Source organism: Paenibacillus sp. EB106-06-01-XG199, from assembly GCF_058791575.1.
In genome coordinates, this window is sequence record NZ_JBYTDQ010000001.1 from 982,966 (window position 1) to 1,006,788 (window position 23,823).

Genomic DNA, 23,823 nt, shown 5'->3' on the forward strand with positions numbered 1-23,823 from the left:
ATCACTTCACCCTTTCCAGATCCGCCATATAGCCAACAACAACACCTTTTATCACATATGGCATTACCTGCAGCACCTTAAATTTATCTCCTTGGTGGGTAAAGGTATCGGATACATCAGTGCCCGCTTTTATATCGGCAAACTCATCAGCAAGCATGCTGTATACCTTATCGCTATGCATAGTGCCGATTGTCCCCGAATCGACTTGTGGAGATTGAGCGTTACCGCCGACAAAAATTCTAACGATTATCGGCGATAGGTCTGCTTTGATTTCCTCATAGCCCCCACCTTTACGCCGCTTCCCCTCGCGGTAAATGGTAATTGATGAAGGGTTCTGGCTGATATTCCAGGCGATATGTCGGCGCCGCAGCTCCACGAAATCCATCACAACACCTCTGGAGGCTGTACGCCGAAAATGTAGCTGCCGTAATTAGCCTTTGTCTTACCGATGTCTGCTGCAGTCGCATATTGCTTAGCCATTGCCAGGGCGTGGGCTAGACGATCCTTTAGGGAAGTAAGATCATATTTTTCTGACCCGATACTGTAACTCTCAATATCCGCCTGAAGCAGCCCCGCTTTTTCTGTCCATCCCTTCGCCACTGCCGAATCTAAACTATCCGATTCGGCCAGTAGCTCGTCCAAGTCAAAATCAGTGAAATTCGTGTTATCCTCTGTGCCGCCCTCTGGAATCCGCTCATTCAGCAGTTTACGCAAGCGAGTTCGGAGCTGGGCTGTCGCCTCCATATGCTGACACTCCTTAAGATTTCAGGGTGATTTTCTGAACATTTTCTTCAACTGCTGCATAAACACCACGGAATGAGTACCCTACGATCTGAGCGTCTACAAGTCTGGAAAGGTCTCCGACAGTGGATTCAATCTGGAGGTCTTTTTTAACCAGCTCCTTGAACCCTCTTTTTGGACGAATCAAATATGCTTCTCCTTGCGCGACACCCGGGTACGTATATGTTTTCTTGCCAACGGTAGTAGTCCAGCCATCGTAATAAATGACTGTGCTGATGCCATCAACAGCAGGATAAGTCGTACCGTTGATGGTGTAACCGCCTTTCAGCGCCATTTCAATATTTGATTTATCCAAGCTTGATGCCAGGAGGATAGAACCCGCACGTTTGGCGCCCTGCGTATCGGCCAACGCTTGGTTAAGCGTCAAATAGAAGCGGACCCATTTTGCATCCGTTGTTTCGCCTTGATATGCAGTCTTGTTCCCAGCTTTAGGGTAAGCAAAGTTAATAATCGGACTCAAGTGCATATCATTCAGCTTGGCGTTATGAGCTTCTCCCATTGCCTTATTGTAAATTTCAACAATGTAGTAGGAGTTGAACTCCTTGACCTCTTTGGAAATCTCAAAGCCCGCAGTTTGTGTAAGAATACGCGCCGCTGGCCCTGATTCCACGTTCAAGGCGCCGAATTTCACTTCTTCACCTTCCATGTGATCGGAGAATACCACCGTTCCGTACAGAGCCCATTTTGCATCAATCAATTGTGGGAAAGATGGGTCTGTGATGTTCTCATAGATCGGCTTGTACAGGATCGGAACCTGTTCACGGCCAATCTCAACATCCAGGACGGTTTTACGCATCAAATCCTTGAACTGCTCCAAACTGCCGCTTGTAAGCATTTCGCCGACTGGTCTCGTGAATTCGAGGGTTTCCATTTCTCCATTAACAATTTTTTTTACAACGACTAATTGCTCCCCATTAACGATAAAAGGGACATTCTCTTGGAATGTCCCTTTCTGGCGTTCTTCGCGCAAACTTTCAATGCTGATGATTTTTGTCATATTCGATTAAACCCCCTTAGATTTGTGGCCCAAGAAGCAGCCAGATAACGTTGTTTGCATCTTTTGCAACTGTGATCCGGCCGACAAGCCGGTTATTCGTTGCTGTTTCGGTAATTTTTTTGGTGCTATCATCCCAATAGACTGGAGTACCGACTGCGAAACTCTGCGTGGTTGCAATCTGGTTAGTTTCGAACTCGGCTTGCTCGATATCAAGAATCACATCCGCTGTTTGGCCTGCGGCAGTCACCACGTTCTGCTTAGCAACTCCAAAAAAACCAGCAATCAGATTAAAGGTTTCCGCCACAATTGTTGTGCTGGCAGGCACTGTAACACGAACGCTCTTGCCATCAGATACCTTTGCCCGCGAAACTGGAACATACGATGTAGGGACCGGTTGACCAGTAAATGTCATGCTTATTCCTCCTCGTTTTAGATGCTGGTACTGCGTGTTTTCACGCTGGACCCCGCATTATTGTTATTATTGGATCTGCTTCCTGTGCCCGCTGCCGGATCAGTATGATAGTTGCTGACAATTGCTTTAACAGCTGGATCAGCAAGGAATGCATCCATTTCACCGGCAATCTGTTCTTTGGTCGCCGTAGCAGCAATAGAAGCAGCATGATATGACCAAAGCTTGCCGATTGCCGTTGCCGGGTCCTTAATATCTTTACGAACCGCTTCAGAGGTCACTTTCTCCGTAATCATTTCCCCGACGATTTGCTCCCGGCCAGCTCCAGCATCCTTTTCAGCTGCTGCTTTAAGCGATTTGAAAAGGTCCTCTACGTTCATCTCACCAGTTACGCCGAGAATGTCTTTAGCTTTGCCGCTGATTTCAAGCGCACGCTGTACTTCTTTAGCGAAGTCAGGGGTGAGCTCTTCAATAACCTGTTGATCAGTCAGACCCATTTCTCCGGCTAGCGTGCCGATGGTTACACCTTTCAGTCCGTGTTTCTTTTTTACTTCAGTAATTACTTGAGCCCATTCCACTTGCTCATCATCTCCCTTCGATTGTTCGGGGCCTCCCCCTTCTAAATCCCACATTTCTCCAGAGGTCGCCACAATTCGTGTGCTCATGCCCGCACGGTCAAGAGGGGTCCAATCTATAGACAGCGGATCATATCCGACAACGTTTGTTTCACCGTTTGCCTTTTGTAGCTTCGGCATGCCGAAAATAGAAACTTGAGTGATACGTTTACCACGGATCCAACGTTTAAGATCACTCGCGGAAGCATCAACCAAACCGCGGAAGTAAGCTGTCTCACCCACCATTTTGGCTCCGATCCAGTGCGTCACTGGAGGGAGGAACTGGTTACTAACGTCCTCTGCCTTTTGGTGACCCAAAAACCCGTTCAAGGTTTTACTCATGACGGCATCAACAATGTTCCGTAGCGACTCGCCGGTATAGTTCCAGCCCCGCTTAGATTTGGAAGCGGGGATTTCAACAACAACTTGTAAGGGATCGGCATCACCCTTCTTAAGCTCTTCCACATCGACTCCGGACGCTAAGGGGACATCATCTACCTGCATTTCACCAGTAATTCCGGCGAAGAGTCGAAAGAGTGTCGTACCGCCGGCAGCCATTTCACCGCAAATCAGAACCTTTTTCATTTTTTTGTCTCACCTCCTCTCCGGTATAGGCTGATTAGTGCTTGTGAAAGCAAGTTAATTGCCTGTTCCTCCGCCATGGTCGTTGCTTCCTCTTCTCGCTTGTCCCGAGTGAGAGGCCAAAAGTGAATATGGAGAAGTTCATGCACCAAATGTTTCTCCATATCTTGCAGGCTTAATTGCTTAGGGTCATAGTCAACAGGATCAATGACGTTTATGAATGCCAACTTGTGGTTTTCATTCAAGTTAATCTCAGCGTTACAATCTTCGCCTGCCATATCTCGCGCTCGTTTAATATGAAGATCCACTTTCCAGTCCTGCAGCCGGAGTATTTTTTGCCATTCCACACATTTTTCCTTAAGTTGTTCTTCTGTAAAAATAACAGCTTCCAAAATATCAACCCCTTCCTGAATACAACAAAAATAGCCGTTCCACCGAAGGCAACTCTTCGTTCGGAAAACGACTCGATAAACCTAAATTCCTGAAAAAACAGTAGGATTTCTGCATACTATTCATGCATTTCGATCAATAAAATGAATAAAATCATGATAATATGCATCAGAAATACATAATCATTCATTTCATACAATATATAGAGTTTAATATGTGACAGAAACACAACATGCATACATGCTCACAAAATATGAGATTTAACCACATGTCTGCCCGGCACCTTTACGCCACCTTGGAATACACATTCTCATACCACTCTTCCAGGTCCGGTTGACTGGCTGGATTCTTTGTCCACTGGTTAAGACGGCTCATGAACAGGTCAAGGTCTTCGTGTACCGAAATCAGCACGCACAGGCAATTTGGATGTGCTGGCATTCGGGGTTCTTCTCCCACCGGCCACACGCCGCGGCCTAAGCCGTGATCAGCTGCAGCCAGGTCATCACAGATATCCGGCTTCGGGTGGGCTCCAGAAAGAACCCACTTCATGCCGCTATAGCTGGGACTAACTCGGGCAGCCGCAATAGTTCCCTCTCCGAAGGCCGCCGCCGTCTCCGTCCGGACCAGCCGTAGAGCTTCATAGGACAAGTCGCTCGGAATCCGGTTGCCTATCCGCTCCATCATTTCAGGGTAGTCACCGGATAGAGTCTTCTTCCCGCGCCGGACGTACTGCTCCAAAAAGCGAGCGGTCTTAACCGGGTCTTCCCCGTTTTTGATACCATCCTGAATGATCTCAGTCATGCTATGTCGGGCTTTGATTCCCTTCTGCCATATCCGATCTGATAACATCAATCCGTTCTCGCCGCGAGCCCACATGGCATCAACAGCTTGCTTGTTGGTTCGGAATATCATCCGCTCCAGCGGCTCAACCGGAATTTTGGCACTGCTGATATGGAGCTTCGTAATGTCAAAGGAATAGCTTGTCCCGGCATCCACTCCCTTGATGATATATTGATTCATCCGCTCGCGCAGCGACTGAGGAATATTTGTTTCCCGTAGAGTCTTCATCAGAGGATCGAGGTAGCGCTCGTTAAGCTGGCTACCAAATCCTCGCTGCCGCAGGCTGCGGATCTCCTTGGATACTTGGTCTCCAGCCTTGATAAATATCCTACGTACTTCCGGCTCTTGATTTAGCATCAGAGAGGTGTACTTCTTCCGGGCCGATAGCGCAAACACCGCGTATTTACCGGCAGTCATTTTAAGTTCCTGCAGCAGCTTACGCGCGGACTCCGTTGCATAATCAGCCATGGGTTACACCACCTCTTTTTGTTCCGCATCAAATATTTCTCCATCTTCCAAGCGCCGATGCAGGATTTTGGTTTTTAGAATACGGCTTTTTTCGTACTCAATACTTGGATCATCACCAGCGTATGGGCGCATAGTATCAACCCAATAAGACAAGTATTCCACTGCAGCCGGCTCGCTGATAAGCCCCCCGGCCATTGCTTTATCCAGAGCTTCAACGATAAGTTTAAGTTCTTCGGCAACATCCTTAGAGTCCCGCTGATCCACGGTTTCCCACACTAATGTAGTTTCGTAGGTCTCGAATGTGGTCAGTTCTGATTGTGAGGTCATGGACAACACCATACGGGCCAGAAGCTGCCAGGAGTCAGTGAATGATTTCCGCTTCCGCTCTACTTTTTGAATGAAGATAGGCATCTGCTCCTTGACGCTGGACAAGCTGGACGGCGTATGCACGCCAAATATAAATTCCGGTGTCTCCGAAGCGGATACAATGCAGTAAAATACGAATTCAAGCAGTGCTGTTGCATCACCGGTGGCAGACTTGGCTTCGATAAAGGAAGCATCATCTTCTCCCTGTAAAATCAGGATTTCCTTACCGTTCAAATCAATTCTGCCGCCTTCAGCAGCAAACTTCTTCGTATCACTTATCCCGAAATTGTTCAGTAGGAAGCTTGGAACCTCTTTCAGCTTAAGCTTTAGTCGAGGCGTGCTATGCATCTTGGATCCCTGAATCGCTGCAAGGAATACATCATGGTATACCTTCAAGAATGGTTCGACAGACTCCAGATCGCTCTTACCGAATTCTGTTGTTTCATCGCCGTCATTTTTAAAATGAATAATAGGGATGAAGCCCCATAGATTATCATGCTCTCCTATTTCCAAATCTGGCGGCTGGTCGCCCTCCACTTGGATAATGCGCTTCTCTGCACTGATACGCTGCTTGATTTTGCATTGCTTTTTTGTCCCGTCTTCTGCGTACCATGTATGGTCCGCTTCCAGCACATACTGCATCGCTTCTCCAGTGAGCGGGTCTTTGTCAATCCGCTTGACCTGTTCCGGAGGGATGATGTTATAAACTAAGCGGGATTCCTTTTCGGGGTAAAGTGTGGAGCCTTTTTTCTCACGGGTAAGCCAAACAAAACAGTCCCCTTCTTTAATAGCATTCAAATGGGTCCGCTGTGCCTTGGATTCATTCTTTTTCAGAAAGTCATTAACAGTCTTCTGAGCATCTTCATCCTTGGATTTAAATTCAGGTAATCCAATATAGCCTACAGAAGCATTAACTACTTTCTTAGCGAATCCCGCTCCCAGCTTGTAACTCTCTTCCGTGTTATCGTAGAGCGCCCGGGCTTTGGCATAGTCTACACGGCTGGAGTCAAGCCTGTACGTACCGCCTAATGTGCCGGTAATGACTCCCCAAAGGCCTGCCATACCCTGCCGCAGTTTAGACATTTCGCCAACCGCTCGATCTACCATTCGCCATCTAGCCATATACCCTTCCTCCTCCCAGTATTGATGCAGCAGCCGGATCAATAACGGCTCCGGTTTTTGCAAACGCCAAAATAAGCGCATCCGCTCGGTCAGGAGACCGGAGACCACGCTTTTTCATTTCCTTCTTGGATTCAAGAATGATTTTCCCCTTGCTGGTTATAGTATATTTCCGGGTTGAAAGCTGGCCTATCAGATCCTCATCATTTGGAATCTGGATATCCTCTGCTTGTAGCAGGTCACGGACCGTTGCCCATGCTTCTGTACCCCAGTTCTCATAATGTTCAGTATCCAGGGCCTTTCCGCCGTTGTGGCAATCAATCACGGTGATATTCAGACCGTCTTCTCTGGCAACTTCTCGAATGCGATCTGTAACACCTCCACCCATGCCATCATCATCAACCTTCACAATGCATCGAGGTCGACCGTATTGCTGCATACATTCCTTGGCTGCAACAATGACCCACCCGGCAGTTTTCATTAAATCATTTTTGGAATAATGACGAATGAATGGAACCAACCCGCCAATCCGCGGAACAATAACTGTTTCATCATCTCCAAAGCGGGCAACGTCTACTCCTATTTCCAATTCGGCAGTTTCAGGAATGCTTGATTCCCAATTCCCACTGTCCTCATCAAGAATCCGAACATACACTTCCCGGGCTGCTGCAGTCTCTGCAAGTTCCAGGGGAATGAATGTATCCGGTTCTGATCTTGGAAACTCCCCGTCCGCCCGCACACGGACCACATCACTGTCTTTGCCGTATTTATTTTCAAGCATCTCAATGTTCTTTTTGTTGGTCCGCTTGCTGTCGCGGCTGGATACTCGGTGCGCCTTATAGGTTCCTCGGTCCTTATGGTGGCTGTCATAAAAAAAACCGCTTGTTCGCGTGGGGTTACCACACATCAGCAGCTTGTTATCATCCCCGGTTAGAGTACCGAATATAGCTTCCATGATATCGTCTTTTACACCGGAGGCTTCATCCACAATAAAAAGCATGTGATCCTCGTGAAAACCCTGCATGTTCTCCGGCTTGGTCGCGGTCCGTGCTGTTGCAAACCATCGCTTTTCCTGGCCGACCATATAAATCTTGGTCTTGGTCCATTTCAGAAGGTTCTTCACTTTCGAGCGTTCCAGCCACTTCGCCACCTCAGACCACAATACATCGTGGAGCTGCTGGCGAGTCGGAGCGGTGCAAACAACCCGGGAATTCGGGCGGCAGCATAAAAACCAAATGACTAAAGCGGCTTCCAGAGCTGTCTTACCTACACCTTGACCGGAACGAACCGTCACAAAACGCGAATGAGCCACATCGTACATCACAGCCAGTTGCCATGTGTCCGCATCGAAATCAAGCATATCTTCTGCAAATGCGGCCGGCTCATCCCAATATAGATCAATTAGGGCTGCCATTGATGAAATAACATTATAAGGCTTAGCGCTCATCGCTGTTCACCTTCGCCTTCCGCTTCTCGGCAACGTCCATCAATGCACTTACCCAGGCCTGCGCTTCACCATTACCGCCGCCTTCAAGCTTTTCAATAAGAAGTTGCTCTTTACGAATCTTCAGGCGGGTTTCTTCATCCATGTAGTCGGTGTACTTCTCCAACTGTTTCAACGCTTCAATCTTGTTATAGAGTTTCACACCAAAGCCATCTTTGCCTTCTTTTACCTCAGAAATGATACTGGTGTCCACCTCACCGGAATTGACCAGGTTAACAAAATTCTGAGTGCCAGTCAGCTGCTTGCCGTCCTCATCTAAAAGGGGCTCTCCCTTTTTATTGTGGCGCGGGAAATCCCGGTTACCAAAATTGACATAATCACCGATGTCCGCGAAAGCGATCTTCATCCACTCAGCAATGATCCGCTTGATGTCCAAACCCAGTTCTTCGGTGAATTGTTCCTTGGCCTGCTTAATGGCCGCCTGTATCTCAGGTTTCCTGAGGTTTTCCCATCCGATGGCATAGGCGGTCTTCTTTGAGTAGCCGGCAGCGATTGCAGCTTGTGTAGCGTTGAAGGTCCGCAGGTACTCAAGTACAAATATCCGCTGCTTCGGAGTCAGTCCGTCTTCATCTGGTTCACCCGTATCCGCTTCATCAACCTGCGGTGGCGGCTGCTCCCGAATCGGAACGTTCCGCTTTTGTTTGGAACGTTCCGATTGATTTACGGAACGTTCCGTATTTATGTTGGGAACGTTCCGTTTGTTTTTCTTGGATTTCTCCGGCAGCTTCGGTTCCTTCTCACTGTTCAGGGTGGCTTCCCAGTTATCTTTACTCTTCCAGCCTCGGACCGTACCGTCCGGCACTCCAAGGCTGGCGGCAATATCAACAATGTCCCGTTTGCCGCCGCTGTCAATCCATAATTGTTCCGCCTCGGCCCTTTTCGGGTCTCTCTTCTTCCCCACTACATTTCACCACCCCCAGTTAAATAATTCTCGCTGAATTAAGCGCGGATCGCGCGGCGCTGCAAAGAATCTATTATTCTGTCGCTTATTTTTTCGGCAATAGCATCAATATCAACAGTACCCGTTGTCTGAAGTATGGCTCCTTGAACACAGGTAGCATCAAATGATTGTTGCATAATCACAGAACTTTGTACCTTCTCATGAACGTTATCAAATATCTCCGACATCTCATTATAAAGACTACCGTGCTTTATTAGCACTTGGATAATTTCATCTTCAACAGCTTTCAGATTCCTTGCGGGAATTAACCTCATCGTGACCGCCTCCATTTTTTAGACATAAAAAAAAGCACCCAAAGATGCTTAAGTGGTTTTGCTAACGAATTGTACTCTGAACAATTCGTTCACCCTTTCTATTCAGATTTTCGTTATTATCGCAATGAGTGCAATAGCGCTCAGGCTTCACACCCTTTAGATTCCATCCACACTTAGGGCAGAAGCAATCAACCCATTCTTTCAGCATCTCCACAGTCACATTATCCGGTGTCTCTACCTCTTCCCATTGAATCTTGGATGGATCATTCAACAGGCTCACCTACTATCTGTTCAACCCGCGCTTGAATGAGTTGCTTAGTCTGGTCTAGGTATTGGCTGTATTTCTCGGTGCTTTGCTCATGCTGTTGGATAGAGCGCTCATATCGTTGGTTAAGCGCTGCGCCTTTCCAACCATTCCATAGGGCCAGTGTTACGGCTGCCGCAAGCAGGATCTGCAAGAACAGGGTAATTCGCTCTGGTCGCTTATTCAAACTACTCATCCTTTCAGGATATAGTGACCCATGTACCTTACTTCGCCGTCACCTCATGGGCTTTTGGGGTTTAGATTATGGGTAGGTCATTTTCCTGCCGTGTTCTCAATCATCACTTGACGCTGGAATTCTTTATCCTTATAAAAGCTTCGCAATAACTTGATGCAGCCGATTAATGTCTTGGCCTTGAATCTCATCCCTTTACGGGTAATCATCCATTTATCGTCCAGCTTCTGGATTAACACAGTAGCGCCTCCTAATCTATGTTGACAAGGATTGTTGCAGGTCCATCGTACTTAATGCTATTGCCGCCAATCATAATCACTACGGGCTCATGACCTTCACCGATGAAAATATCAACGCCTTCGCGGCGGCTTAACTCTTCAGACAATTCTCTTGTAGTGAATTGGCTCAATTCCATGAGAGCCCTCCTTGATTCGTTTTATTTCAAAAGGACTATAACCACAATGACCTGAGCCAATGACCAAAAGGCGGCGGGATAATCTTTCTTATTCATCGCCTGCTGCCCTTTGACGTACATCCATAGACCGGCTACAACCAAGAATAGTTTAACGCTCAATACATACCATTCATATAAACCCACAATATCACTTCCTTGTTACGTTTTTACGATATAACCCCCGTAATTTCGGATACATTATAATCATGAATTACTTATTTGCGCATTAAAAAAGCCGCCTAATGGCGACCTTTACCAGTTGATCTATATTTATGTGCGCCCATGACTTCATTAATAGAGGGGAAATCAAATACTTTCCCACCTGTCAGACCATTAACAATTCTGATTGGAATTCCAAAAAATGTGTCAGGTTCATGCGGATCTGAAAGTCTATGAATCAACCAGCGGATCTCTCGGTCAATCCATTCTTCCCATACATCTTTTCTTATTCTAATCTCAGGCGGCTTAAGTCCGTAGCGTTCTTCATATTTTGTTATTTCAAGAATAATTTCTTGTTCTGGTGAACTCCATGCGGGCATCTTGATTCCTCCCGATAACATTTTAATTCTATAATACCATAATAAATGTGGGCCGGGGCCATTCTCCCCGGCATAGCAGCATTTCGCGCAACGGGTAGCAGCGTACCTGACTTCCCCAAATGGTTCCCCTGGCCTTATTCCGGTTCTACTTCCTTCAGTGGGAGCTCGGCGTTCTCTCTCCGCGCCTGTCGGTTGTGCCGGGGCTCACCGAGTCGTATCTGCCTTATGTCTAAGCGTCTCTCTTCCGCCACCACATCATATATATGTGATGCGCCTCTGATACTGGATTAAGTGGTACTTAACCGTACATAGCAGGAGCGCCAGTCACCTCAAATGAAAAAATGACGACGATAGCATTTACCCCTGGTTGGCACATGGGCTAATCAGATTCTTATGGCTGCTATCATCGTCATTACCTATAAAGAAACGTTCGTTGATAAGTTTCTCCTATATATAGATGGCTTTTGCCCCACAAATAAACCGATGTTTATGTCAAAAACAGATTATTGTTGCGGCTCTCTTGAATTTTATCTTTAGCCCGCTGTAAAAGTGTTGATACATTTCCCCGGGAGAGATCCAGAACCTCAGCAATATACGAGTGAGGCATGCAGTGACCATAGGATAGTGTAAAGCACTCCCGTTCCATTGGCGAAAGCAGCTGCAGCGCCTCTTCTATCTGAAAATACTCCCAGTCGCTCAGATTACTTGGGCTGCCGGCTTTTGAATTACTGACATATGCCTGAATTCTCATCGGATCAATCAGCTTTTCTCTTTGATATGCTGCCCGCCGCTCGATCCCACGCTTATTCCCCGGCCGCCGCCCGGTGTTAAGCCACTCAATTACAAACTCACAATCCGACTTCATTCCAGAGATAACCTTCTTATCATCAGCGTCTGCCGTCCTGTACGCCCGTTCAGCACCCTTTAAGGAGAGTTTATAGTTTAATGCTGTGGCCGGGCCTAAGTCCGTAATGTGCTGTTCTGGAGTCGTACTCTGTGCTGTTTTCATCCTCATTCTCCTCTGTGTTATAATTATGTGTGAGGATAAAAGTTGCTGCTTACTGCCCTGATGCTGAGTCAGGGTTTTTTTCTGTGTCGGTATCTACAACTGATGTTGAAAATAGGATAATGCTGAGGCTTAGAAACGGCCCTCTCATCTGCGGGGTTCGGTATTTAACCCAGGTGGAACCATGCGCCAGCACCTCTGCAGTAACACCAGTATCTAACTGGAATTGTCGCTGGCCGGCATTCAATGCGTCTCTTACCTCTTCGGTACGCATGCTCATTCGATTGTCCCCTTAATCACAAACGGCTTCTCTGCTGCCTTACCGGTTGGGGGTGGATACTTCAAATCCAGCGCGGCCCGTTCCTCCGGAGTTAATTGCGATTTCTTTATTTCTCCCTGCCCGCCGCCGGCTGCCTCGTTTGCTTTATTCTTGATCCCCACATACCAGTCACTCATTAATATCAGCCTCTTCTCGATGGAAAATCACTAATGCTCCTAATAATGCAAACTGTCCTGTAACAAGCCCAGCAATGAAAAACAGCAGACCGTTACTCATCTTTGATTCCCTCTAAATCTATAAACTCGCATTCTGTTAACTGTTTTTTGTACTCACGACTCTCGAAGTATACTAACGCGTTCTTTTTTCCTGTTTTCTCAACTGCCATCACCTTGCCCGAACCCCAGTCTGGATTTTTCTTATGCTTGACCTTATCCCCCAGCTTTGGGGTGTCTGGTTGTACTGGTGTGGGGTCAAAGGTTCCGTCCTCGATTTCACCAATTGCAAAATCTAGAACCTCTGCAGCATGAGGGTCACAAGTATTTTCCAGTTCCTTGTGTAGCCATTCCAGTAGCTTATCTGCATCTATCAGTTTAGGCATTGTTCATCAGACCTCTTTCTTTAGCAATTTCGAACAATCCTTTGATTTGATGGTTTACTAAGATGATATTGATTTCGTCCAATCTGTCTTCGAGTGCGGTAATTTGTTCTTGTGTAAAAGTGACTGTTCTAGTTCTTGTACACTCATCCATCGGAGCCTCCTTTATTTTCCTCTGTAGCTCCGATAGAAATTCAACGTGTGTCTTAGGAATTGTCTGTTCCCTCCTCCGGAATATTTTTCGGAATAATTCCTGTTGGTTTTCCTGTATCCTCCCCTGGTAGGTTGATATGGGCGTAATGAGTGACATCACCATTTCCATTTAAGGCGCAACAGTCAGGTAAATACCATTCCGGTTGATCGTCATCCGCAAACTTGTGAAATCCAGCAACATCTGCATATTTCCCATTACACACGAAGTATTGTTTATCGTCACCGTATTCTGGAGGATTCGCCTGGTCATACGGTATCCAGTTGATCAATGGAGCTGGGGCAGCCGCCAGCAACAACATTGCCATGTCCAGTGCTTCCCGCAGCCTGCTGTAATTCTCCGGTGGGTAATTGCACTTGATTGCATGAATTGCTTCTTCATTTGTCATTGGGTTGTTCCTTTCTTTATGGGGAGCCATATCCCTTACCCCGGCCCCCGCTGCGCTGGGATTATTCGGTCGCGTCTCGATGGCCTCCGGCCTGACCAACAACTTCTCGCGAAATAAACTCCTTCACCTTATCCAGTTCACTTTTTTCTACAACAACACGATCAAACATATCCGCAGCAGCGAAACTTATAATTTCAACTGTAAATTCTCTAACCATTTCCGCAAGTTCATCGGGGCTCTCCGCCGAACTATCCCAACTTTCTTGTTCTGCCCAATCTGTCACATCTTCTGGTCTAATCGTGAACTGTTTGACCTTGCTAATTTCAAGCTGTGGTAACCTCTGTTCGCAGCATTTGCAATGGGATCTTTGTGTGACGTAGTTAACGATTATTTTGCTCATATCCTCTTCTCCCCCTTATACCTGCTTGGATTTGCGTTTCTTCCCGGTCGCATTAGCAATGGCTTTATCAATAGCCGCCTGCTTACACTCTGGCTTGGTGCAGTAAAGTGACCAGTTACCTGATGATGCCTGACCAGTATCTTCTCCGCAGTTCGCGCATTTTGCTGTTGTCATCGTGTATCCTCTCCCTTTGGGGTCTATGCCCCTACAATTTCACAACTTCGCACATTTTTACTGGTTTGACAGTGTAGGTGACTGAATATTCACGTTCATATTCAATTTCCGAACCGCAGCTACTGCACTCCATCTTGTCGCTATCTGAGCTCAATTCCCATGCATCCCCTTGTTCATGACCACAGTAAGGGCAGATCAGATCATCGCCATACTCTTCGTCAGGTTCGTGATTAAGAGTGATCTCCTCAACACCCAACACCTTTGCCTGCGGACTTTTACTGCAGCACCGGTATGTCTTGCCGTTGATCTCAAATGTTTCTCCGAATTCCGGTTCTACTTCTACTTCTTTCACAAGTTCCATAAGTTGAAAGTTATCGGACCAAAAGTGTTCTCTATCGTAAATTCTTATTTGCCACATCTGTCTCTGCCCCCTTATAAGTTAAGTACCAGACCTTATACGGCCTCCGCTACGCTAAGCTGATTCGGTCGCTACGGAGGCCTGACGGCCGTTATACATTCATTACAGCCCTCAATGCAGCCTTACATATTGCCTCGGGTGCGGTTTTGGAACATACGCGATACCCCTTCGTCCAGTGCGGTTCACCTTCCGCCAAAATGAATCTTGCCATCCATCCCCACGAACCATCATCAAGTTCAATCATTGCCAATTCAGTAAAATGCCTCTTTTTCATATGTTCTACTATTTCCCATGCTGCGGATATGTCTGTCGAATATTTTGGGCAAGCCTCCCATGTCTGTTCTTCCGAAAGTCTCCACCATGCATTGCCCAGATTCTTTCCTTTTTCGATTGGGTTAAAATCCTCACCAGCAATAAGTAAATAAAATGTCTTGTCGCTTAGTGCTGATGGCTTTGAAATAATGGATGCCTTGAATAGTTCCCTTGCGATTAATCTATTAAATTCTGGTCCCGGCTCCTTCGCCAGTATCTCTTCCCTTGTGAGTGTCATTGGTTATCTCCTTCCTCCTTTGAAATCTTGAAACTTTTCACGTACACGCTCCATACCAATGCTTTCAGTGGGTTCTGGATCAGAGGCAGTAGTTTCAAAGGCTCGAGCTTCTTCCTCGCTTAATACAGCAGTTGTGGGTCTGATTGATTTAATCTGTGTTACGGCCTCCTTGGGTGCTGGGGTATGCCATGTCCAGCCTGTAGGATCAATGCCGTTGCGCTCCAGTACGGCGTTCGGATCGGCGGCTGGTTGTATATTTGACTCCAAACGCCGAAGGATCTCTTTTTTGTACTCGTCGGCAAATTCGTAATCTCCGCCGCGACATGCAATCTCAAACTCTGACACCAACTCGTCATTTTCACATACTTCCGGTTCTCTTCCTGGTCCCATAATTTAAACCTCCTCATTTTTGGTGGGTGCTGGGGTATCTGGGTAAAGGGTGGAACTGTGTGTTTGTGTCATTGGGCTTCCTCCCACATTTTGGCTTGTGCTTCCTCAGCATCTTTAATGATTTTGTTGTATGCCGCTTTGTCCTCTTCAGATCCCTTAATGAGTTCACAGTCCGAGAACCACTCGAAATCGTTGCCAAACAAATGGTAGATGCTATCCGGTTCTTCGCTTTCCTCTTCAAACATTCCGGCGCATTGGTCTATACCGCCACCTAAATCGTCATCATATTCAAACCATTGAGGAGTCATCATGACGGTTTTTCCAATAAGATGGTTGGAGTTGTGGTCTTTGCACCATTGCTCCCCGAACTTCACGCTGTCACCGGGTTCAAATTTGATATGATTCATCGTTTATATCCTCCCTTAGTGGGAGAGGAGGGTTACTCCTACTCCCAGGAATAATTTTGGAATAATATTTATCGAAAATGACAACCCTGCGGCCCCCGGCTACGCCTGGGTTTATGCTGTCGGACGGTGGCCTAACGGCCCTCTTGCATCATTTCTCCGAACTTCGTACTAACGAATCTGTTTTGGATATTCCAAAACATCGCATTCTTTTTTAGCTTCTACACGACTATTAAATTTCAAAGCTTTATTAATATCATTGGTGTATATTTCTGAAAGGTTACTGATGACTTTTTCAAGATACTCTCCATTCATGTTAACGATTACCCACTGCTCCATTGAACCCTCTCCTATCATGTAGTTTGCTTCAATCTTGCGGCACTGAAGTTCCTGCGTTACCAACGATAGTCCAGACGCCATCTGGATAAACATCCAGCCAATCCCCAAGACCAATGATCGTGTTCTGAGCTGCTAGGCCGCTTACACCCGCTTTGTTCTCCGCTTGGATAACCAGCGCCATCTCTCCGGTCTCTTCGTCCTTCAGAACGTCATATTCTTTAATAAGATTTCCTGCAGTGTCGTGTCTTGGTTCAACTTTTCTACTCATCCCTTGCCCCTCCTTCATAATTTGTAAGCTCAACCTTCCCATTCTCGTCATAGACATCGAACAGCTCATTTGTGGACCTGAACGTGGACTGTCTCAGCTCAAGGATTCGTTTAAGAGTCTTGCAGGTGTACACTTTCATTCCCTGATGCTGCCCATCCAGCCCGGTGAATGAACCACGATAGAAGCGTGCAAAATCTCTATGCTTATAGATCGCGCGGTCATCACTCATATATAGCCTCTCTGGTATCACTGTTCCGTCAGTCTTGCGTATTTCTGGTAATGTCTTCTCCTCCGGTTCCTTACGTAAGTAGTACATATGCTATTTAGCCTCCCGTAGCGTGATATATGCCGCCTCTGCCCTCTCTCTGGGGTAAATGGTGTTGCTCCATTCCTTTACTTGTGTCATGGCCTCAATACCTCCCTGAATCATTTGGTCGGGGTGGGAATAGGTCGTCAAACTCACTCACCTTCCTGCGTTCCGGGTGTTCCTCATTTATTGGACCAAACATCGGTCCGCTATTATCGATTTCCTGAATGTACGCCTCGTTAGCCCACATGTAATCTTCGCAATTTTCGCATGCACAGCAGAAATTACATTCTTGCGCCTTTTTTTTCGCTCTCTCGTACCATTCCTTTATTTCAACTTTATTCATTTGCCTTAGCTCCTTCCCCAATGGTTGCCCGGGCTTTCTCCCCTGCCTCCTGCTGTATTCTCGACTCCCAATCAGTAGGAATCTCACCTCTCATGCTTGTGTAGTTCCCAATTTCATAGTTTTCGGGTTTTGCATACCATTCCAGCGCCTCCCGTTGCTGGGCTATGGTCTGTTGTGCCTCTGTTAGAGCAGCCAGCACATCATCAATGATCGTATCTGCATCCACGGATAACGGTATTGCTCCCGGACGAGATGCCTGAAACAGCACACTGTCACCTGTGTTTATAATTACTTCTGATCCGTCTAGCAAGATAACTCTTAATTCACGTTCTTGATCGCTCATACTGGTTATCTCCTCTCATGATATAAAGCACATAATCCAAAACAATCGAATGTTATTATTTGGTACATAAAGGTGTTAAATTGACTAATATAGAGGTGAATGATGTGCCCAAAATTTTATATTTCCTACTTATTTTTGCGATGATTATGGTGTGCACCCGTATTTGGCGGTCAAGACGCAAGTAAATTGTTGGGGGCTGTTATGCCCCCTTATTTATGTGCCAATCTATCAGCAGCAGCTCTCCTGTTGACTCTGCCGTATATCCATGCCGGGCTAATGCTGCTTTAATCTCCGGTTCCTCACATGCGGCCTTGTCTACCTTCTTCCCGGCGTGGATAGCGAGTGGACCCCGGTACTTCGCGGCCCAACCACGCGTTTCAAACCGCTTCTCCCCGGTGGCGATCAGTGTCGCCCAGGGTTGTATGATGGTTATAGCCTTCATCACTTTACCGCCTCTCCCCCGAGCAGTTCCGGGTTTTCATAGATGTTGCCGATCACCTTGAGTTGCCGGAATCCGTTCTGCTTGCAATTGTCCCAATGCCAAAGAGGGAAAGTCAGTCCGAGACTCAACGTGCCACTGCCTGAGATCACCTTTACGCCCCACTGATGGTGAGTCTCTACCCAAATGATTTGCAAGACGGATACTCCATCGTCTGTGCAAAGGTAGCCATCGTGAATTTCAATCCCTTCCTCGTCCTTCAGCCCGGTATATTCCAACAACTCAAAATCCGACAGCCGTAGCTTATGGAAACCCCTGCCGTCCATTTCCAAATACACGCCCAACACCTTGACTTCAAAATTGATCATTTCCAGCTTATCCGGTTCGATCATGACGCTCAGCGGCTTATACCAAGCACGGTATTTCGGTTGGCTGCTCATACTGGTTAAGCCTCCTCCGGATTGTATCTGCGAAAACTGGAAAGCCATACCGCAATGTCCATTGCAAGTTGTTTGTTGTCAGTCGCATCTGCGTAAGCCATCAGCGCCGCGCGGGCTGCCAGGTCTTTCGCTGGCTTAAGCACAAAGTATTGTCCCTCGGCCTCCTGCCCGGTCTCGCGGTTAATGATCTGATATTTGTTATATAGTCCTTGGGTTTCGTTGCTCATGGGTTATGCCTCCCCTTCATCTTCGAAGCAGCCTTGCACCAAGTCGTATAAAGGTATTGCTTCCCACGAAAAATCCGTTGTGATCTTTACCGACAAATGCGGATCTTCATTTACAAATTCAATCCGGGCATTACCGCCAGTCTCATCATCGAAAATGAATTCAAAACCCTTTTCAATCCGCTGCAGGTCCCTTTCTTCAATACTGTAACTCCGGCTCAGCGCGGCCTTTACCGCCTGCTCAGCAACACCGGCAATTGCACCGTTTATCCAAATGATTAATACATTTTTCATGCTTATCAGCTCCTATATAGGGGAGAGGGTGGTTAACCCTCGATCCCTCGGTCAATTAAGATACTAATGCACCTATCTCCCAGGCTAACTTCCGCACTTCCGGCCAGTAATGAGCGTCCCGTCCCTGCCCGTTGCTATCCTTGCAAAACCATTCTGTAATCGTTCGTTTGCCATGAACCACATATTCCCTGAGAGATTTCACCCAGTAGCTTTCTGTGCTGGACATTGGCAGTTCGCGTCCATACAAGCTAAGCTTAATAGGATTCTCATGTACATTGTGGTTTCCCCATGCCTTGCTTTCGATTTCTATGAGGGACAATCTGCCGTTGGCTTTTAATTCAAATGCAAAGTGTCTTGAAGTCCAATCGAATTTATAAAGCTTCGCCAGCATTTCATTAGCTTTCATTAAGCGACCTTCTTTGCCTATGCCCTTGCATTCCTTGCTGATCTGGGCTGTCGCGGTTTCATTGAATTTAATGCGCGCTGCTGGTTTGTGATGACCAGATTTCTTTATCAGTTTCCGCTGCCGGTTTTCCTCACTGTCTAAATCGAAGAACTCAAAACTCGCAATATTTCTGTATTTATGTTCATGCAGTATGACCCACCACATGTTGTTGATATTGTGATAAACTGTGCCGCGCTGCAAACACCCTTTTGGGTCTCTAAAATACTTAACTTCTCCGTTCCTGATCCGCTTGCCGTCCTTATCCTTGCTGTTATAGCTTGCTATCTCATACTCCGGTAATTCTTTACCTTCTTTGTAATGGCAGGAGCTTTTAATATGATTCATTACCTTATCGAAAGCCCTCACTATAACTAGCTTGGATTGATCCTCATATCCATCCGCTTTGCATGTTGCTTTGATGTGCTTTAATTCAGTTAAAAATGACAATCGAAGTAAGTACGGCATGAGCTTTAATTTATCGAAATCATAGTACCCGCCACTTCTATTGACAGTGTTTATCTCTTGGAAAAACTCAATTTTGAATCCAAGGCGGTATTTTTCAGCTTTAAACTTCAGGTCGCCTTTTTGCCCCTCAAAGTGGTCTTTTGCCAAAATAGCGTAATCTCTTAAAATGCGTTGATCAGTCTGAATGAACCATCCTCGTAATTTCATCTTTTCAAATACAAGATCCATAACAGTCCAGGCATGATCTGATTCATCTCTCAGATAAAAACTAGTTCCCTGCGAAGCAAGGCTGTCTTCGAAATATTTGTCGTTGTCGCTCACGTTTATCTCTCCTTATAGGGGCTATGCCCTGATTAGTAATGAAGGTGATTTGGAATATAATGTCGAATTCCTATGTTGAAACTATCATGATTAGAAAGGGGTCGATATTCATGACAAGCGCTGATCTCGTGTATCAGATTCTTAAAGTCATTGAGCAGGAAAAGGAACCTAAAGCAGCCGATCTGGGAGTTGAGCAAAAAGATTTCGTTGCCGTCTTAGAACAAGTTGATGAGGCTAATTTAGCAACGAACATCACATTCGCTCGTGGAGGATCGGGTAACGTTGCCCGAGTTCCTTTCGCTAATGGAAGTCGTTTAACACTCGCAGGACGTAATTTTATTGCTGAGTATGAGAGTAGAGTCAAATAACCGAACATCCGATATTTTCTTCTACAGGACGATTACCTAGTAATTTCTTTGCCTGCGCCCAAAAGGTCGCGGGCTTTGTTTTTTCATCTGCCTGAATACCGAGCTGCTGCATGGCTGCGAATTTTGGCTCCAGCTCACGCAGGAACATCGGCTTGTTATTGACCCGGAGGATGCTGTACCCGATCACATCCTCGGCGTGCTTTGCTTTGGCCCAGACATCTGGCCTCCGGCAGTACACCACGTACCAATGTTGTTGCCCCGCCCGTAGGCAGCCCGTACAATTCGCATGTTTCCATATCTCGTAAGTCTCTGGCGGCTCAATACCGATATCCCGGGTACTGTTGTTCAGGTCCGGCCATTCGGCCAACGGGAAGCAAGTCAGGTATCCCTTATCCCGCAGGATGTTCCGGCGGCGCTCTATACGGGCAGTCTCTCCTGCCTCAAATCCGTAATAGATCGTCACATCGTCCCGGCAGCTCCCCGGCTCCACCGGGAATGTCTCGGCCAGCCACTTGTGAAATGGCGCTGTCTTGAGCCGGTTGGTACAAAGGGGATGGACCCCCACTTTGAATGCCTTGGCCTCCATGCAAACATCAAATTGGTCTTTTACTTCCCAGCCAGCCATGTTGGCGTATGTGATGGGAATGCCAAGAAAATCCGCAACTTCGGCCTTGAATCGCTTGATATCCCAATGCTCGACCCAGGGGTTAATATCATGGTTGATCAGGATCACGTTCTCTGGCCCGTATGTGGCAGCCACTTCGACTGCCACAATGCCAGATGTTTCCCCGCCGCTGTAGCAGACGATGTGCTTCATATCTGTTCCCTCCCTGTGGCTATAACAGCCCCTAAACTGGTTCATAAAAATCCATTACCACCTGCTCATGCTGCAGATATTTAAGCGCTCCGGGTAGGTTAGCCTCCGGGAACATGCTGTACCCAGTACCGTCCACGCTGTCACAACCCATATCCCTTGCAATCCGCAGCCGCTCCAGGCTGTTGACGCGGCCCATATGCACCCATTTCCCGCGCCACTTCGCCTCCCGGACCAACCAGCGCACCGTGCCGCTCAGCTTGTAATCAGTAGATCCGCCGATAAACACCGCCTCACAACGCCCCCAAGGCATATCCAGATTTTCCTGTCCGTCTTGGAGTACAAGAGCTACAGGCAGGCCGTGCTCCCGGATAATCGGTTCCCAGATATCAAACATCTCCAGCGTTCGGGCGGCGTCTGCCACTACATCCGGAGCCGTAACAAACAGCGGAGAGGTTCCGGCGATCTTGGTAAGCATCGCCCTGAACCGTGTCTCTGCCGCTCCGTCAAACCCGCCGAAACAATCATTATCTGCTGCCCACGGCAGTCCAGCCATGGATTCAAGCGAATTGCGGGACCGTGGGGTTAGCAGGCAACCCAGGTTAGGGGATGCTGCATACTTCCGGACTGTCGGTGTGGCCCCGCTAACCAGCAACAGCATCGCCTTTTCTCGCCGGCAGCGTGAGCTGCTTCCCGAGCTCCTGGAGCTTTGCACCCTGCTCGCATTCTTTGTTGCAGTGGTTATCAGCCTTTGCCAGATGGCCGGGGTGCTGCCGGAGGATGTCTGCAGGAATGCTACAGGCTTGGCAATGACTTTCCCGAACCTCAGATATTTGCATTAGCACATCAATCCGACTCCTCATAGGCTGAACTCCATCTGCCCCGCAGCAGGCTTGTATCTCTCCAGTGACAGCGCCCGGCCAGCTCCGACACACATATGTGGTACATTCGCCCGGACCAGCGCGGCCGCGAACGGAGGCGGGACAGCGTTACCGCAGCGGGCGACCTGTGCGCTCTTGGAATACTTCTGTCCGTCCGCATCAACATCAATGATGTAGTTGGCCGGGAAGCCCTGCGCCGCGAACAGTTCATGCGGTTCCAACATGCGCATTCCGATGTCTACGATCTGGTAGTCTACTCCCTCCACCGTCACCAGCCCGAACCGATCCTTGGTAGTAATGGTATGCAGTGGGCCGTCCAGTGTCTGGCCGTTGTCTGCGCTGCCGTAGTACTTGAGCAAGAACGCCCGTACCTCGCCAAAGTGCAGCCCGCCCGCTGTTATTGTTTGAATAGGGGCGTCAATCGGCTGGCCTATATTGGTGCCGCGCAGCTTGACCAAGTGAGAAGTGACCAGCCCGCTCTTTCCACCGCCCCCAGCGGTCACTGTGCCGAGTGGAGTGTCTGCTGAGCTGCCTACGGACTCCCCGAAGTGCCGAACAACGTGTGCTGTTACCAGTGCGTTATGATCAACAGTAGTTACTGTGCTGAGTGGTTCGTCCGGGCTGTTCCCAGCTCCGGTGTAACCCCCGCCGTAGTGCTTCGCCAGAAATGCGGCGACCAGACCGTATCGGTTTGAAGCATCCACAGTCAGAACAGGTCTATTAAGCTCCTGGCCCCTCACATTGCCGCCCGGTCCCTCCGTATGGTACTGAGTCAGGAAGGGCGTAACGAGCAAGTGCTCAGCCTTGGTCGTTACTGTAGTCAGTGGATCGGTTAGCTCGTACTGCAGCCGGTCACCACCAAAGCCGGTCTGTCCGATCCGGGCGATGTACGGCGTTACAATTCCCCAGCCGTTCTTTGCCGTCACAGTCTGCAGTGGCTCATCTATGGCCTGCCCGCGAAATTGATCACCGTGATGGTTGACCTTAATCACATATGGAGCGATAAACGGATTCGGATTTTGCAGGATGAATTTTTGTAGCCCCCGAGCTATCCGGCGCTCAGTATTCTCAGCCAGCGGTTTCTTTCGGTCGAAGATGCTCGGGCAAGGAATGGACCAGTCGATGATTTCAGCTGCCGTTGGCCATGGTTTAATCTTGAATCTCTTGACTTTATCGCTCTGCGGATCGCCATGTGTTGGTTGCGGCCAGACTATGGGATACCCGTCGCGGCGAGCTATCAGAAATAACCGCTTGCGGATTGTTGGGGCACCGTAGTCACACGCCCTCAGTTCTTGCCATTCCACCCGGTAACCCTGCCGCCGCAAGGCATTCACGAATGAGCGAAATGTAACACCTTTGCGTTTTGGGTCTGGAATCATTATGCGGAGGTCATACGGGACTACCTCATCAACCTCCGAGACAACTTTTTCCCAAGACTCTCCATCTTCATGAAATACCTTCTTGTACATTCGCCCTGTCTCAGGGTCCTTTTGAGGAATAATCGGCCCCCAGGTCTTGAACTCCTCCACATTTTCGAGCATTATCACACGCGGCCGGACCGTTGCCGCCCAGCGCACCGCCACCCAAGCAAGCCCGCGTATATCTTTGTCCACTGGTTTACCACCCTTGGCCTTGGAGAAATGCTTGCAGTCTGGCGAAAACCATGCAAGCCCGACCGGACGGCCACCGGCGACCTCCCGGGGGTCAACATCCCAGACGCTTTCACAGTAGTGCTCTGTCTCGGGGTGGTTAGCCCGGTGCATGGCGATGGCTGCCGGATCGTGGTTAATGGCTATGTCTACGCTGCGGCCAGTTGCCAGCTCGATGCCAGTGCTGGCCCCGCCTCCGCCTGCGAAGTTATCAACTATAATCTCTCTCATGGAGAATCTCTCCTAACCAGAATGAATTAATATCGTTG

Annotated in this window: 42 protein-coding genes and 1 pseudogene; 1 reads left to right on the plus strand and 42 read right to left on the minus strand. The window is 47.9% G+C overall.

The annotated features are described in order from the left end of the window. Position 1: 1 nt before the first annotated feature. The 38 genes and pseudogenes from AC3WT9_RS04690 to AC3WT9_RS04875 all read right to left on the minus strand — a co-directional run bounded on the left by AC3WT9_RS04690 (position 2) and on the right by AC3WT9_RS04875 (position 19,842). Positions 2-385, minus strand: coding sequence for a hypothetical protein (locus AC3WT9_RS04690; RefSeq protein ID WP_492407396.1), 384 nt, complete (start codon positions 383-385; stop codon positions 2-4). Next, complete coding sequence (locus AC3WT9_RS04695) at positions 385-744, minus strand: hypothetical protein (protein WP_492407397.1); 360 nt, start codon at positions 742-744, stop codon at positions 385-387. The genes AC3WT9_RS04690 and AC3WT9_RS04695 overlap by 1 nt, the downstream gene beginning before the upstream one ends. Before the next feature lie 13 nt (positions 745-757). Further along, positions 758-1,798 carry a hypothetical protein gene (locus tag AC3WT9_RS04700; RefSeq protein WP_492407398.1) on the minus strand — a complete coding sequence of 347 codons (1,041 nt, stop codon included), beginning with the start codon at positions 1,796-1,798 and terminating at the stop codon, positions 758-760. A gap of 16 nt (positions 1,799-1,814) precedes the next feature. Continuing rightward, positions 1,815-2,210, minus strand: a complete 396-nt coding sequence (locus AC3WT9_RS04705; protein ID WP_492407399.1) for a DUF2190 family protein — start codon at positions 2,208-2,210, stop codon at positions 1,815-1,817. A 17-nt stretch (positions 2,211-2,227) separates the two neighbouring features. Continuing rightward, positions 2,228-3,406 carry a hypothetical protein gene (locus AC3WT9_RS04710; protein ID WP_492407400.1) on the minus strand — a complete coding sequence of 393 codons (1,179 nt, stop codon included), beginning with the start codon at positions 3,404-3,406 and terminating at the stop codon, positions 2,228-2,230. Continuing rightward, positions 3,403-3,795, minus strand: coding sequence for a hypothetical protein (locus tag AC3WT9_RS04715; protein WP_492407401.1), 393 nt, complete (start codon positions 3,793-3,795; stop codon positions 3,403-3,405). The genes AC3WT9_RS04710 and AC3WT9_RS04715 overlap by 4 nt, the downstream gene beginning before the upstream one ends. A 283-nt stretch (positions 3,796-4,078) precedes the next feature. Beyond that, a complete protein-coding gene (locus AC3WT9_RS04720; protein WP_492407402.1) occupies positions 4,079-5,101 on the minus strand; it encodes a retron-type reverse transcriptase in 1,023 nt (340 codons plus the stop codon). 3 nt (positions 5,102-5,104) lie between these two features. Next, positions 5,105-6,589: a phage portal protein gene (locus AC3WT9_RS04725; protein WP_492407403.1), complete on the minus strand. Its 1,485-nt coding sequence runs from the start codon at positions 6,587-6,589 to the stop codon at positions 5,105-5,107. Continuing rightward, entirely contained in the window at positions 6,582-8,033 is a 1,452-nt protein-coding gene (locus AC3WT9_RS04730; protein WP_492407404.1) for a phage terminase large subunit, read from the minus strand. The genes AC3WT9_RS04725 and AC3WT9_RS04730 overlap by 8 nt, the downstream gene beginning before the upstream one ends. Continuing rightward, the gene (locus tag AC3WT9_RS04735) at positions 8,023-8,991 is read right to left on the minus strand and encodes a terminase small subunit (protein WP_492407405.1); all 969 of its coding nucleotides are present in this window, start codon (positions 8,989-8,991) and stop codon (positions 8,023-8,025) included. Before AC3WT9_RS04735 ends, AC3WT9_RS04730 begins: the two co-directional genes overlap by 11 nt. 38 nt (positions 8,992-9,029) lie before the next feature. After that, positions 9,030-9,305: a hypothetical protein gene (locus AC3WT9_RS04740; RefSeq protein WP_492407406.1), complete on the minus strand. Its 276-nt coding sequence runs from the start codon at positions 9,303-9,305 to the stop codon at positions 9,030-9,032. 263 nt (positions 9,306-9,568) lie between these two features. After that, the gene (locus tag AC3WT9_RS04745; RefSeq protein WP_492407407.1) at positions 9,569-9,796 is read right to left on the minus strand and encodes a hypothetical protein; all 228 of its coding nucleotides are present in this window, start codon (positions 9,794-9,796) and stop codon (positions 9,569-9,571) included. An 86-nt stretch (positions 9,797-9,882) separates the two neighbouring features. Then, a complete protein-coding gene (locus AC3WT9_RS04750) occupies positions 9,883-10,041 on the minus strand; it encodes a hypothetical protein (RefSeq protein ID WP_492407408.1) in 159 nt (52 codons plus the stop codon). Positions 10,042-10,052: 11 nt separating this feature from the next. Further along, a complete protein-coding gene (locus AC3WT9_RS04755) occupies positions 10,053-10,217 on the minus strand; it encodes a BC1881 family protein (protein WP_492407409.1) in 165 nt (54 codons plus the stop codon). Positions 10,218-10,238: 21 nt separating this feature from the next. After that, complete coding sequence (locus AC3WT9_RS04760; RefSeq protein WP_492407410.1) at positions 10,239-10,400, minus strand: hypothetical protein; 162 nt, start codon at positions 10,398-10,400, stop codon at positions 10,239-10,241. 95 nt (positions 10,401-10,495) lie between these two features. Next, entirely contained in the window at positions 10,496-10,795 is a 300-nt protein-coding gene (locus tag AC3WT9_RS04765; protein WP_492407411.1) for a hypothetical protein, read from the minus strand. Positions 10,796-11,282: 487 nt separating this feature from the next. Further along, positions 11,283-11,804: a sigma-70 family RNA polymerase sigma factor gene (locus tag AC3WT9_RS04770; RefSeq protein ID WP_492407412.1), complete on the minus strand. Its 522-nt coding sequence runs from the start codon at positions 11,802-11,804 to the stop codon at positions 11,283-11,285. 49 nt (positions 11,805-11,853) lie between these two features. Further along, complete coding sequence (locus tag AC3WT9_RS04775) at positions 11,854-12,081, minus strand: hypothetical protein (protein WP_492407413.1); 228 nt, start codon at positions 12,079-12,081, stop codon at positions 11,854-11,856. Next, on the minus strand, positions 12,078-12,257 hold the full coding sequence (locus AC3WT9_RS04780) for a hypothetical protein (protein WP_492407414.1): 180 nt from the start codon (positions 12,255-12,257) through the stop codon (positions 12,078-12,080). Before AC3WT9_RS04780 ends, AC3WT9_RS04775 begins: the two co-directional genes overlap by 4 nt. A gap of 92 nt (positions 12,258-12,349) precedes the next feature. Continuing rightward, entirely contained in the window at positions 12,350-12,679 is a 330-nt protein-coding gene (locus tag AC3WT9_RS04785; RefSeq protein WP_492407415.1) for a DUF3553 domain-containing protein, read from the minus strand. Continuing rightward, on the minus strand, positions 12,672-12,830 hold the full coding sequence (locus AC3WT9_RS04790) for a hypothetical protein (RefSeq protein WP_492407416.1): 159 nt from the start codon (positions 12,828-12,830) through the stop codon (positions 12,672-12,674). The genes AC3WT9_RS04785 and AC3WT9_RS04790 overlap by 8 nt, the downstream gene beginning before the upstream one ends. 52 nt (positions 12,831-12,882) lie before the next feature. Next, positions 12,883-13,275, minus strand: a complete 393-nt coding sequence (locus AC3WT9_RS04795; protein ID WP_492407417.1) for a hypothetical protein — start codon at positions 13,273-13,275, stop codon at positions 12,883-12,885. Between the two features lie 61 nt (positions 13,276-13,336). Further along, positions 13,337-13,675: a hypothetical protein gene (locus AC3WT9_RS04800; RefSeq protein ID WP_492407418.1), complete on the minus strand. Its 339-nt coding sequence runs from the start codon at positions 13,673-13,675 to the stop codon at positions 13,337-13,339. Positions 13,676-13,690: 15 nt separating this feature from the next. Then, positions 13,691-13,849: a hypothetical protein gene (locus AC3WT9_RS04805; protein ID WP_492407419.1), complete on the minus strand. Its 159-nt coding sequence runs from the start codon at positions 13,847-13,849 to the stop codon at positions 13,691-13,693. 31 nt (positions 13,850-13,880) lie between these two features. Beyond that, positions 13,881-14,267 carry a hypothetical protein gene (locus AC3WT9_RS04810; protein ID WP_492407420.1) on the minus strand — a complete coding sequence of 129 codons (387 nt, stop codon included), beginning with the start codon at positions 14,265-14,267 and terminating at the stop codon, positions 13,881-13,883. A 91-nt stretch (positions 14,268-14,358) separates the two neighbouring features. Further along, a complete protein-coding gene (locus AC3WT9_RS04815; protein ID WP_492407421.1) occupies positions 14,359-14,817 on the minus strand; it encodes a BC1872 family protein in 459 nt (152 codons plus the stop codon). Between the two features lie 3 nt (positions 14,818-14,820). After that, positions 14,821-15,207: a hypothetical protein gene (locus tag AC3WT9_RS04820; protein ID WP_492407422.1), complete on the minus strand. Its 387-nt coding sequence runs from the start codon at positions 15,205-15,207 to the stop codon at positions 14,821-14,823. A 68-nt stretch (positions 15,208-15,275) separates the two neighbouring features. After that, entirely contained in the window at positions 15,276-15,614 is a 339-nt protein-coding gene (locus tag AC3WT9_RS04825) for a hypothetical protein (protein ID WP_492407423.1), read from the minus strand. 168 nt (positions 15,615-15,782) lie between these two features. Beyond that, positions 15,783-15,950: a hypothetical protein gene (locus tag AC3WT9_RS04830; protein WP_492407424.1), complete on the minus strand. Its 168-nt coding sequence runs from the start codon at positions 15,948-15,950 to the stop codon at positions 15,783-15,785. 28 nt (positions 15,951-15,978) lie between these two features. Continuing rightward, complete coding sequence (locus AC3WT9_RS04835; RefSeq protein ID WP_492407425.1) at positions 15,979-16,218, minus strand: hypothetical protein; 240 nt, start codon at positions 16,216-16,218, stop codon at positions 15,979-15,981. Beyond that, the gene (locus tag AC3WT9_RS04840) at positions 16,211-16,534 is read right to left on the minus strand and encodes a hypothetical protein (protein ID WP_492407426.1); all 324 of its coding nucleotides are present in this window, start codon (positions 16,532-16,534) and stop codon (positions 16,211-16,213) included. Before AC3WT9_RS04840 ends, AC3WT9_RS04835 begins: the two co-directional genes overlap by 8 nt. Positions 16,535-16,628: 94 nt before the next feature. Continuing rightward, positions 16,629-16,871: a hypothetical protein gene (locus AC3WT9_RS04845; RefSeq protein WP_492407427.1), complete on the minus strand. Its 243-nt coding sequence runs from the start codon at positions 16,869-16,871 to the stop codon at positions 16,629-16,631. Then, positions 16,864-17,214, minus strand: coding sequence for a hypothetical protein (locus AC3WT9_RS04850; protein WP_492407428.1), 351 nt, complete (start codon positions 17,212-17,214; stop codon positions 16,864-16,866). The genes AC3WT9_RS04845 and AC3WT9_RS04850 overlap by 8 nt, the downstream gene beginning before the upstream one ends. 247 nt (positions 17,215-17,461) lie before the next feature. Then, a pseudogene (locus AC3WT9_RS04855) lies at positions 17,462-17,656 on the minus strand (ASCH domain-containing protein); the annotation flags it as partial. Then, positions 17,656-18,093: a YopX family protein gene (locus AC3WT9_RS04860; RefSeq protein ID WP_492407429.1), complete on the minus strand. Its 438-nt coding sequence runs from the start codon at positions 18,091-18,093 to the stop codon at positions 17,656-17,658. The pseudogene AC3WT9_RS04855 and the gene AC3WT9_RS04860, both read right to left, overlap by 1 nt. Positions 18,094-18,098: 5 nt before the next feature. Beyond that, on the minus strand, positions 18,099-18,320 hold the full coding sequence (locus AC3WT9_RS04865; protein ID WP_492407430.1) for a hypothetical protein: 222 nt from the start codon (positions 18,318-18,320) through the stop codon (positions 18,099-18,101). A gap of 3 nt (positions 18,321-18,323) precedes the next feature. After that, on the minus strand, positions 18,324-18,611 hold the full coding sequence (locus AC3WT9_RS04870) for a hypothetical protein (RefSeq protein WP_492407431.1): 288 nt from the start codon (positions 18,609-18,611) through the stop codon (positions 18,324-18,326). 55 nt (positions 18,612-18,666) lie between these two features. After that, positions 18,667-19,842, minus strand: coding sequence for a hypothetical protein (locus tag AC3WT9_RS04875; protein ID WP_492407432.1), 1,176 nt, complete (start codon positions 19,840-19,842; stop codon positions 18,667-18,669). 110 nt (positions 19,843-19,952) lie between these two features. Between AC3WT9_RS04875 and AC3WT9_RS04880 the strand changes: the two genes are divergently transcribed. Further along, a complete protein-coding gene (locus AC3WT9_RS04880; RefSeq protein ID WP_492407433.1) occupies positions 19,953-20,210 on the plus strand; it encodes a hypothetical protein in 258 nt (85 codons plus the stop codon). On the opposite strand, the gene AC3WT9_RS04885 is transcribed toward AC3WT9_RS04880, so the two are convergent. From AC3WT9_RS04885 to AC3WT9_RS04900, 4 genes are read right to left on the minus strand one after another with little or no spacing between them, the layout of a single operon-like run. Further along, positions 20,203-21,072: a hypothetical protein gene (locus AC3WT9_RS04885; protein ID WP_492407434.1), complete on the minus strand. Its 870-nt coding sequence runs from the start codon at positions 21,070-21,072 to the stop codon at positions 20,203-20,205. The genes AC3WT9_RS04880 and AC3WT9_RS04885 overlap by 8 nt on opposite strands. After that, positions 21,059-21,685, minus strand: a complete 627-nt coding sequence (locus tag AC3WT9_RS04890) for a hypothetical protein (protein WP_492407435.1) — start codon at positions 21,683-21,685, stop codon at positions 21,059-21,061. The genes AC3WT9_RS04885 and AC3WT9_RS04890 overlap by 14 nt, the downstream gene beginning before the upstream one ends. After that, positions 21,669-21,887: a zinc-finger domain-containing protein gene (locus AC3WT9_RS04895; protein WP_492407436.1), complete on the minus strand. Its 219-nt coding sequence runs from the start codon at positions 21,885-21,887 to the stop codon at positions 21,669-21,671. The genes AC3WT9_RS04890 and AC3WT9_RS04895 overlap by 17 nt, the downstream gene beginning before the upstream one ends. Continuing rightward, positions 21,884-23,785 (minus strand): DNA cytosine methyltransferase, encoded by a 1,902-nt coding sequence (locus AC3WT9_RS04900; protein ID WP_492407437.1) that lies wholly within the window; start codon positions 23,783-23,785, stop codon positions 21,884-21,886. The genes AC3WT9_RS04895 and AC3WT9_RS04900 overlap by 4 nt, the downstream gene beginning before the upstream one ends. Between the last annotated feature and the right edge of the window lie 38 nt (positions 23,786-23,823).

What these genes read in the sequence shown, in the direction of transcription:
- AC3WT9_RS04690 (WP_492407396.1), bottom strand. Translation starts at nt 385, where the DNA reads ATGGATTTCGTGGAGCTGCGGCGCCGACATATCGCCTGGAATATCAGC.
- AC3WT9_RS04695 (WP_492407397.1), bottom strand. Translation starts at nt 744, where the DNA reads ATGGAGGCGACAGCCCAGCTCCGAACTCGCTTGCGTAAACTGCTGAAT.
- AC3WT9_RS04700 (WP_492407398.1), bottom strand. Translation starts at nt 1,798, where the DNA reads ATGACAAAAATCATCAGCATTGAAAGTTTGCGCGAAGAACGCCAGAAA.
- AC3WT9_RS04705 (WP_492407399.1), bottom strand. Translation starts at nt 2,210, where the DNA reads ATGACATTTACTGGTCAACCGGTCCCTACATCGTATGTTCCAGTTTCG.
- AC3WT9_RS04710 (WP_492407400.1), bottom strand. Translation starts at nt 3,406, where the DNA reads ATGAAAAAGGTTCTGATTTGCGGTGAAATGGCTGCCGGCGGTACGACA.
- AC3WT9_RS04720 (WP_492407402.1), bottom strand. Translation starts at nt 5,101, where the DNA reads ATGGCTGATTATGCAACGGAGTCCGCGCGTAAGCTGCTGCAGGAACTT.
- AC3WT9_RS04725 (WP_492407403.1), bottom strand. Translation starts at nt 6,589, where the DNA reads ATGGCTAGATGGCGAATGGTAGATCGAGCGGTTGGCGAAATGTCTAAA.
- AC3WT9_RS04730 (WP_492407404.1), bottom strand. Translation starts at nt 8,033, where the DNA reads ATGAGCGCTAAGCCTTATAATGTTATTTCATCAATGGCAGCCCTAATT.
- AC3WT9_RS04740 (WP_492407406.1), bottom strand. Translation starts at nt 9,305, where the DNA reads ATGAGGTTAATTCCCGCAAGGAATCTGAAAGCTGTTGAAGATGAAATT.
- AC3WT9_RS04755 (WP_492407409.1), bottom strand. Translation starts at nt 10,217, where the DNA reads ATGGAATTGAGCCAATTCACTACAAGAGAATTGTCTGAAGAGTTAAGC.
- AC3WT9_RS04765 (WP_492407411.1), bottom strand. Translation starts at nt 10,795, where the DNA reads ATGCCCGCATGGAGTTCACCAGAACAAGAAATTATTCTTGAAATAACA.
- AC3WT9_RS04770 (WP_492407412.1), bottom strand. Translation starts at nt 11,804, where the DNA reads ATGAAAACAGCACAGAGTACGACTCCAGAACAGCACATTACGGACTTA.
- AC3WT9_RS04775 (WP_492407413.1), bottom strand. Translation starts at nt 12,081, where the DNA reads ATGAGCATGCGTACCGAAGAGGTAAGAGACGCATTGAATGCCGGCCAG.
- AC3WT9_RS04780 (WP_492407414.1), bottom strand. Translation starts at nt 12,257, where the DNA reads ATGAGTGACTGGTATGTGGGGATCAAGAATAAAGCAAACGAGGCAGCC.
- AC3WT9_RS04785 (WP_492407415.1), bottom strand. Translation starts at nt 12,679, where the DNA reads ATGCCTAAACTGATAGATGCAGATAAGCTACTGGAATGGCTACACAAG.
- AC3WT9_RS04790 (WP_492407416.1), bottom strand. Translation starts at nt 12,830, where the DNA reads ATGGATGAGTGTACAAGAACTAGAACAGTCACTTTTACACAAGAACAA.
- AC3WT9_RS04795 (WP_492407417.1), bottom strand. Translation starts at nt 13,275, where the DNA reads ATGACAAATGAAGAAGCAATTCATGCAATCAAGTGCAATTACCCACCG.
- AC3WT9_RS04800 (WP_492407418.1), bottom strand. Translation starts at nt 13,675, where the DNA reads ATGAGCAAAATAATCGTTAACTACGTCACACAAAGATCCCATTGCAAA.
- AC3WT9_RS04805 (WP_492407419.1), bottom strand. Translation starts at nt 13,849, where the DNA reads ATGACAACAGCAAAATGCGCGAACTGCGGAGAAGATACTGGTCAGGCA.
- AC3WT9_RS04810 (WP_492407420.1), bottom strand. Translation starts at nt 14,267, where the DNA reads ATGTGGCAAATAAGAATTTACGATAGAGAACACTTTTGGTCCGATAAC.
- AC3WT9_RS04815 (WP_492407421.1), bottom strand. Translation starts at nt 14,817, where the DNA reads ATGACACTCACAAGGGAAGAGATACTGGCGAAGGAGCCGGGACCAGAA.
- AC3WT9_RS04820 (WP_492407422.1), bottom strand. Translation starts at nt 15,207, where the DNA reads ATGGGACCAGGAAGAGAACCGGAAGTATGTGAAAATGACGAGTTGGTG.
- AC3WT9_RS04825 (WP_492407423.1), bottom strand. Translation starts at nt 15,614, where the DNA reads ATGAATCATATCAAATTTGAACCCGGTGACAGCGTGAAGTTCGGGGAG.
- AC3WT9_RS04830 (WP_492407424.1), bottom strand. Translation starts at nt 15,950, where the DNA reads ATGGAGCAGTGGGTAATCGTTAACATGAATGGAGAGTATCTTGAAAAA.
- AC3WT9_RS04835 (WP_492407425.1), bottom strand. Translation starts at nt 16,218, where the DNA reads ATGAGTAGAAAAGTTGAACCAAGACACGACACTGCAGGAAATCTTATT.
- AC3WT9_RS04840 (WP_492407426.1), bottom strand. Translation starts at nt 16,534, where the DNA reads ATGTACTACTTACGTAAGGAACCGGAGGAGAAGACATTACCAGAAATA.
- AC3WT9_RS04845 (WP_492407427.1), bottom strand. Translation starts at nt 16,871, where the DNA reads ATGAATAAAGTTGAAATAAAGGAATGGTACGAGAGAGCGAAAAAAAAG.
- AC3WT9_RS04850 (WP_492407428.1), bottom strand. Translation starts at nt 17,214, where the DNA reads ATGAGCGATCAAGAACGTGAATTAAGAGTTATCTTGCTAGACGGATCA.
- AC3WT9_RS04860 (WP_492407429.1), bottom strand. Translation starts at nt 18,093, where the DNA reads ATGAGCAGCCAACCGAAATACCGTGCTTGGTATAAGCCGCTGAGCGTC.
- AC3WT9_RS04865 (WP_492407430.1), bottom strand. Translation starts at nt 18,320, where the DNA reads ATGAGCAACGAAACCCAAGGACTATATAACAAATATCAGATCATTAAC.
- AC3WT9_RS04870 (WP_492407431.1), bottom strand. Translation starts at nt 18,611, where the DNA reads ATGAAAAATGTATTAATCATTTGGATAAACGGTGCAATTGCCGGTGTT.
- AC3WT9_RS04880 (WP_492407433.1), top strand. Translation starts at nt 19,953, where the DNA reads ATGACAAGCGCTGATCTCGTGTATCAGATTCTTAAAGTCATTGAGCAG.
- AC3WT9_RS04885 (WP_492407434.1), bottom strand. Translation starts at nt 21,072, where the DNA reads ATGAACCAGTTTAGGGGCTGTTATAGCCACAGGGAGGGAACAGATATG.
- AC3WT9_RS04890 (WP_492407435.1), bottom strand. Translation starts at nt 21,685, where the DNA reads ATGCTGTTGCTGGTTAGCGGGGCCACACCGACAGTCCGGAAGTATGCA.
- AC3WT9_RS04895 (WP_492407436.1), bottom strand. Translation starts at nt 21,887, where the DNA reads ATGAGGAGTCGGATTGATGTGCTAATGCAAATATCTGAGGTTCGGGAA.
- AC3WT9_RS04900 (WP_492407437.1), bottom strand. Translation starts at nt 23,785, where the DNA reads ATGAGAGAGATTATAGTTGATAACTTCGCAGGCGGAGGCGGGGCCAGC.